The 6,098-nt window shown below is 54.4% G+C and carries 4 protein-coding genes and 1 tRNA gene; 4 read left to right on the forward strand and 1 reads right to left on the reverse strand.

What is annotated here, in order from left to right; translation table 11 throughout:
- Position 1: 1 nt before the first annotated feature.
- The gene (gene pilB, locus HX851_RS03295; RefSeq protein WP_177064993.1) at positions 2-1,702 is read right to left on the reverse strand and encodes a type IV-A pilus assembly ATPase PilB; all 1,701 of its coding nucleotides are present in this window, start codon (positions 1,700-1,702) and stop codon (positions 2-4) included.
- Positions 1,703-1,929: 227 nt separating this feature from the next.
- Between pilB and HX851_RS03300 the strand changes: the two genes are divergently transcribed.
- The 4 genes from HX851_RS03300 to HX851_RS03315 all read left to right on the forward strand — a co-directional run bounded on the left by HX851_RS03300 (position 1,930) and on the right by HX851_RS03315 (position 5,670).
- Entirely contained in the window at positions 1,930-2,334 is a 405-nt protein-coding gene (locus HX851_RS03300) for a pilin (protein ID WP_177064994.1), read from the forward strand.
- A gap of 116 nt (positions 2,335-2,450) precedes the next feature.
- Positions 2,451-4,097, forward strand: coding sequence for a tetratricopeptide repeat protein (locus HX851_RS03305; protein WP_177064995.1), 1,647 nt, complete (start codon positions 2,451-2,453; stop codon positions 4,095-4,097).
- Positions 4,098-4,139: 42 nt separating this feature from the next.
- Positions 4,140-5,558 (forward strand): O-antigen ligase family protein, encoded by a 1,419-nt coding sequence (locus tag HX851_RS03310; protein ID WP_177064997.1) that lies wholly within the window; start codon positions 4,140-4,142, stop codon positions 5,556-5,558.
- Between the two features lie 39 nt (positions 5,559-5,597).
- Positions 5,598-5,670, forward strand: a tRNA-Thr gene (locus HX851_RS03315).
- The last annotated feature ends 428 nt before the right edge of the window (positions 5,671-6,098 follow it).

Here is a 6,098-nt window from a genome sequence, read left to right on the forward strand (position 1 = left end):
TTTAGTCCTTGGTGACCCGGTTGACTTCTTCCAGGCTGGTCAGGCCCTGCATAGCTTTGCGCAGCCCGGAGGTTCGAAGGTCGTTGAAACCGTCCTTGCGCATCTGCTTGGCGATCTCGATCGAGTTGCCTTCGGCCATGATCAGTCGCTGCAGATCGGGCGTGTTCTTGACCACTTCATAGATCCCGACACGGCCCTTGTAGCCAGCGTTGCATTGATCGCAGCCAACGGGTTCGTAGATCTTGAATTTACCGATCTGGTCTGCCGGGAAACCTTCCTTGAGCAAGGCTTCTTCAGGAACATCGATTTCCCTTTTGCAGTGCGTGCACAGTTTGCGCGCCAGACGCTGGGCGATGATCAGGTTGACCGAGGTGGCGATGTTGAAGCCGGGGATGCCCATGTTATGTAGACGGGTCAGGGTTTCCGCGGCGCTGTTGGTGTGCAGGGTCGAAAGCACCATATGGCCGGTCTGGGCGGCCTTGATCGCGATTTCGGCGGTCTCCAGGTCACGGATCTCGCCGACCATGATCACATCCGGGTCCTGGCGCAGGAATGAACGCAATGCCTGGGCAAAATCCAACCCTTGTTTCGGGTTGACGTTGACTTGGTTGATGCCTTCCATATTGATCTCCACCGGGTCTTCGGCGGTGGAGATATTGATATCCACGGTATTGAGGATATTCAGGCCGGTGTACAGCGAAACGGTTTTACCCGAGCCGGTGGGACCCGTGACCAGGATCATGCCCTGCGGCTGTTTCAGCGCCGCCATGTAGAGGTCTTTCTGATCCGGCTCATAGCCCAACGCATCGATACCCATCTGGGCGCTGGACGGATCGAGGATCCGCATCACGATCTTTTCTCCCCACAGCGTCGGCAGGGTGTTGACCCGAAAATCGATGGCTCTGGTCTTCGAAATGCGCATCTTGATCCGACCGTCCTGTGGCTTGCGCCGCTCGGAAATATCCAGACTGGCCATGACCTTCAGGCGGGCAGCGATCCGGCCGGCAAGGTGGATCGGCGGCCTGGCGACTTCTCTCAGGATGCCATCGGTGCGCAGGCGCACGCGGTAGACCTTTTCATAGGGTTCAAAGTGCAAGTCCGAGGCCCCCCCCTTGATTGCGTCCAGCAGCATCTTATTGACGAAGCGCACTACAGGCGCATCGTCGGCATCCTGGCCGGCGATCTGCTCATGTTTCTTGTCGTCGGCCGACTCGATATCAAGACCTTCGAGGTCGACGTCCGCCATGTCCTCTAGGCCGCTGGCATTGCTATCGAAGAATTTGTCGATGGCGTCGGCAAGCTTGTCGTCCTCTACCAGTATCGCCTCGGTGGTGAGACCGGTGCTGAACTGGATATCGGTGATCGCCTGGTGGTTGCTAGGGTCGGAGATCCCCACGAACAATTTGTTTCCGCGTCGCCATAAAGGCAGCACATGGTGTTGGCGGATCAGCTTTTCACTGACCAGTCCCTTGGGCTGGCTTTCCTTGTCCAGGGTGCCCAGGTCCAGTAATGCAACGCCGAAATGTTCAGAGGCAATTTCCGCAACCTGACGGCTTTTTACCAGCTTGTTCTGGACCAGGTAGCTAACCAGGGAGATGCGGTTGCGTTGGGCTTGCTGATACGCCTGCTGAGCGTTTTTGTCGGTAATCAGCTCGGCCGCCACCAATTGCTTGGCCAGACCGGAAAGGGCGATATCGTTCATTTGGGCACCAAACACAAACAGTCGGAGACTTATAGCGTAGTCGGGCGATGGTGCCAAATCGGGCATGTTGAGGTGACAAAAAATGTCAGGTTGTGTTGTTCTGAAGCAGTATTTCGATTGCGAAAATGGCTTTGTAATGAAGGCCGGTGCTTCTGTGGAGGAATGGCACGGGGTGTGCTTTAACGTGTGGGAGTCATAAGGCCTTTGCCCACGTTTGGAGACGAAATATGAATGCTCAGAAAGGTTTCACCTTGATCGAACTGATGATCGTTGTGGCGATCATTGGTATTTTGGCGGCGATTGCTTTGCCTGCTTACAACACTTACACCCAAAAAGCGCGCTTTTCTGAAGTGAATACCTTGGCTGATGCTTACAAGACAGCTGTGGCCGTTTGTATCAATGACCTCGCATCTACCACCAACTGTACGGCGGGTACCAATGGAGTGCCTGCGCTACCTACCACGACGGCTAACTTTAATGCTACTGGCTCCAGCGTGAGTGGCGGGACGATTATCTTGGTTGGTACCACTGCGGCGGGTGGCTTTACAGTTAACCTCGTGCCTACTGCCAACGGTGGTCTGGTTAACTGGACCCAGTCGGGTAGCTGTCTGGCTGCTGGCTACTGCAAGTGATTTTAGTGTAATGGCTTGAGGTTATGAAACCTTAGGTCATCAATGAGATCGGCACCCTTTCTTAGGGTGTCGATTTTTATAAGAGCGGGTTTTTGAAGTGACGAATAGAGAGCTCTATGATTTCGCGTCGATTGGTTTTTTTGCTGTTCGCCGTGTTGTCTGCGGGGCTATTGTTGCTACTGTGTTCCCCCTTCCTGAACAATCCTCTGGTTTTTGACGATGAGCCATTTTTCAGAGAGGGAGGTCCTGCAACAATTCTATCCACGGGGTTTCAACTGATCCCGAGGTTATGGGTGCACCAGTCCATGGCCGCGAGCTTCGTCTATATAAGTGACAAGATCGTCTGGCTGAGAGTTGAGAATCTATTTCTCCATGCCTGTACTGCTTTGGCGCTGTTTGGCTTTATCCGTCAACTCCTTGTCAGCTTGGATCGCCGTGTTTCTTTTTTTCTGAATGCAGATAGCGCAGCTTTAATTGTTGCATTTTTATTCGCCATACACCCCTTGGCCATACAAACCCAGGGTTACCTCATTCAGCGTACGATTGTATGTGCTACTCTTTTCGGCCTACTTGGGCTCTGGTCTTTCTGGCAAGGGCTCTGTGGTAAGCGTTGGGCGCTTTGGGTCTCCTGTCTCTGTATTCTGCTGTCCTTGTATGCCAAAGAGCACGCAGTGATGCTGCCAGCCCTGTGTTTTCTGTTATGGGTATTGCATCGTCGTAGTCGATTGCCGCTGTCGATCAATACCTGGGAAGTCTTTTCGGTATTGGCTGTTCAGTCAGTCGTTGCGCTGTCCGTCGTGCTGTGGGCCAAAGGTATGATCGGCAGTACTTATGAACTCAAGAGTGAGGAGGTGCTCAGCGATGAGGTATTTCAGCCGGATGGATCGCTTTATGTGCTGAGCGTATTTAACCAGATGGGGTTGTTCTTCAAATACATCTGGGTCTTGATCTTGCCGCAAGGTAATACTTTGGGCCTCGATCTTCGAGTACCATTTCCATTGAGCTATCGTGTCTGGTGGGTCTGGGCTGGGTTATTGGCGTTTCTTGCCTATGGTGCCACTGCCTTGACATTGCTGATGCGGGGCGCGAGCAAAGGGCTGCTGGGATTTGCTCTCTTGTTCCCCTGGGTGCTGTTTGCTACGGAGCTGGCGGCTGTCAGATTGCAGGAGCCCTTCGTGCTTTACCGCAGTTATATCTGGATACCGGGATTGTTCATCGCATTGGCATTAGGTATTCGCAGGCTCAAGAAATTTTATCTTGTCTCTCTCGTTCCTGTCTTTGCACTTTATCTTTTTGGACTTTCCTATGACCGTTTGATGTCATTGTCCGCCCCTCTTTTTGTATGGAAGGAATCTGCTCAATATCTGGAGGCTCAAGGAGATAGTCCAGGTGTTTTTGGTGGTTACCGGATTTACTATAATCTGGGTGTTACTTATATGGAGGCGGGCTTCATCGACCAGGCAATGGGTAACCTCGACAAATCGATAGCACTGAAACCTAAGTATGAATACGCTTATTATCAGCGTGGAAAAGTTTTCCTTCTTCTTGATAAGGCGCAGGAAGCCAAGCAGGAGTTCGAGCACTCAATCAGTCTGAGGCCCAGTTATGCAAGGCCTTATGTCGGGATGGCTGATGCGTTGCGACGTCTTGGTGAGTCTGATGAAGCCAGGCGCTATCTGGAGCTTGGCTGCAGCAAAGGCAGTCCGCTTGCCTGTAGCAGGCTAAACCCCAAGGCACCATTGGTCCTGGCTCCGAAGGATTGATGTCCTGAGGTACGGCTTGAAACCTGGTATTCAGAGGTTGTCATGAGTGTTGTCCGGAGAGCGCGAGTAAAGATCTGGTTGATATTTACGTTACTCATCACTGCCTCGACGGTCAGTGGCTATGGCTTGGGTGGCCATACCGATCAGCGCTTGGGGCAGTTCTTCATCGGTATCGCAGCCGTCGGTTTCCTGTTCATTTATCGGACGCAATTTCGTTCTGTCCTGATTGATCGATTGACACTCCTGTGGGGTGGCGCAGTCCTGCTGGTAGGGTGTGTTTCCTCCCTGTTCGCCCATTTGCCTGTTTGGGCGTTCTCCGAGATTGCGCTGCTTGTGATGTGTTGCAACTGCGTGTTGGCATTCGCACGTACACGCCAGTTCAGTTCTCTTCCCTTGGATCGACTTCTTATTTTTTTCGTTGTCTTTATCTGTGCTCTCAAAGGAATTGATTTTCTATTGCTGATGTTCCGTTCTTTCAGTAATGGCTCGGGCGTGGTGGACACAGACCTGCTGCTGCGTGGCTTTTCCAACAAGCGCTTCTACGGTCAGTTCCAGACATTCACCTTGCCACTGTTGGCCGTCCCGCTTCTGCTCCTCACGACTGGGCGCTTTGCCCAAGTATTAGTCTTCTTGCTCCTGAGCCTCTGGTGGCTGATAGCAATAACTGGCGGTACCCGTGGTACCTGGCTCGCAATGGGAACTGCCAGTGTTGTACTGTTATTCTCCGGGCCCTATGGCCGGCGCTGGTTAGTCTGGCAGTTGTCGGCTGCTGCGGTTGCCTTGCTGCTTTTCTGGTTACTGTTCACCGTGCTGGCCGAATACATTGGTATTGAGGTGCAGAATTTCGCTGGCGGTCGTCTCACCACTGCACTCTCGGCTCGCGATGTCCTCTGGCAACAAGCCTGGGACATGATCCGCGAACGCCCTCTGCTCGGCTTCGGCCCGATGCACTTCGCCGATATCCACAACCCCATCGCCGCCCACCCGCACCAGGCCATCCTGCAATGGGCCAGCGAATGGGGGGTGCCTTCCACCTTGCTGGTGATGTGGTTGGTGGGGCGCGGGCTCTGGGCCACCTTCCGGCTGATCCGCGAGCGCGCCTACTCCAGCGATCCGGTCGACCTGTTGCGTGTCTGTCTGTTCGCCAGCCTGATCGGCGCCCTGACCCAATCCATGGTCGATGGCGTGATCGTCATGCCGTACTCGCAGCTCTGGCTGTCCCTGGTGGTCGGCTGGTTGATGGGTATTCATGTCTGGAAAGGTGAGCCGTCGAAACCCAATGCCCTTGTCCATTGGTCATGGATGGGCGTCAGCACCGCCGCGGTGCTGTTCTTGGTCTATATCGTGATCCGCGACGTTCCCCACTTGGACGAGTGCGACAGGCTCTATCAGGAGCAATACGGCGGTCACCTCCAGCCGCGTTTCTGGACCCAGGGCGTGATTGCGATCAAGCCGCAGTAGCTTGCCCCGGCTGTCGCCCGATGCTAGCGTTAGCGCCACGCCGGTGTAGCTCAGTCGGTAGAGCAGCGCACTCGTAACGCGAAGGTCGTAGGTTCGATTCCTATCTCCGGCAAAAAGATTTTCTCGGTTTTTTTCAAGGCAGATGTTTGTTGGCGGGTGTGCGGACAGACGCCGCAGGGCTCGAAGGCCTCTTCGCTGGCGAGCCAGCTCCTACATGGGCCGTGACAACAACGATATTTGGCGGTGACGCACCAGCTTGTGGGAGCCGGCTTGCCGGCGATGACGTCTGGACAGGTGGTGCAAGGCTCAAGGGCGCCATCGCTGGCGAGCCAGCTCCTACATGGGCCGTGACAACAACGATATTTGGCGGTGACGCACCAACTTGTGGGAGCCGGCTTGCCGGCGATGACGTCTGGACAGGCGGTGCAAGGCTCAAGGGCGCCATCGCTGGCGAGCCAGCTCCTACATGGGCCGTGACAACAACGATATTTGGCGGTGACGCACCAGCTTGTGGGAGCCGGCTTGAACTGGTCAAGTAAT

This window comes from Pseudomonas gingeri (genome assembly GCF_013385635.1).
Lineage (GTDB): Bacteria > Pseudomonadota > Gammaproteobacteria > Pseudomonadales > Pseudomonadaceae > Aquipseudomonas > Aquipseudomonas gingeri_A.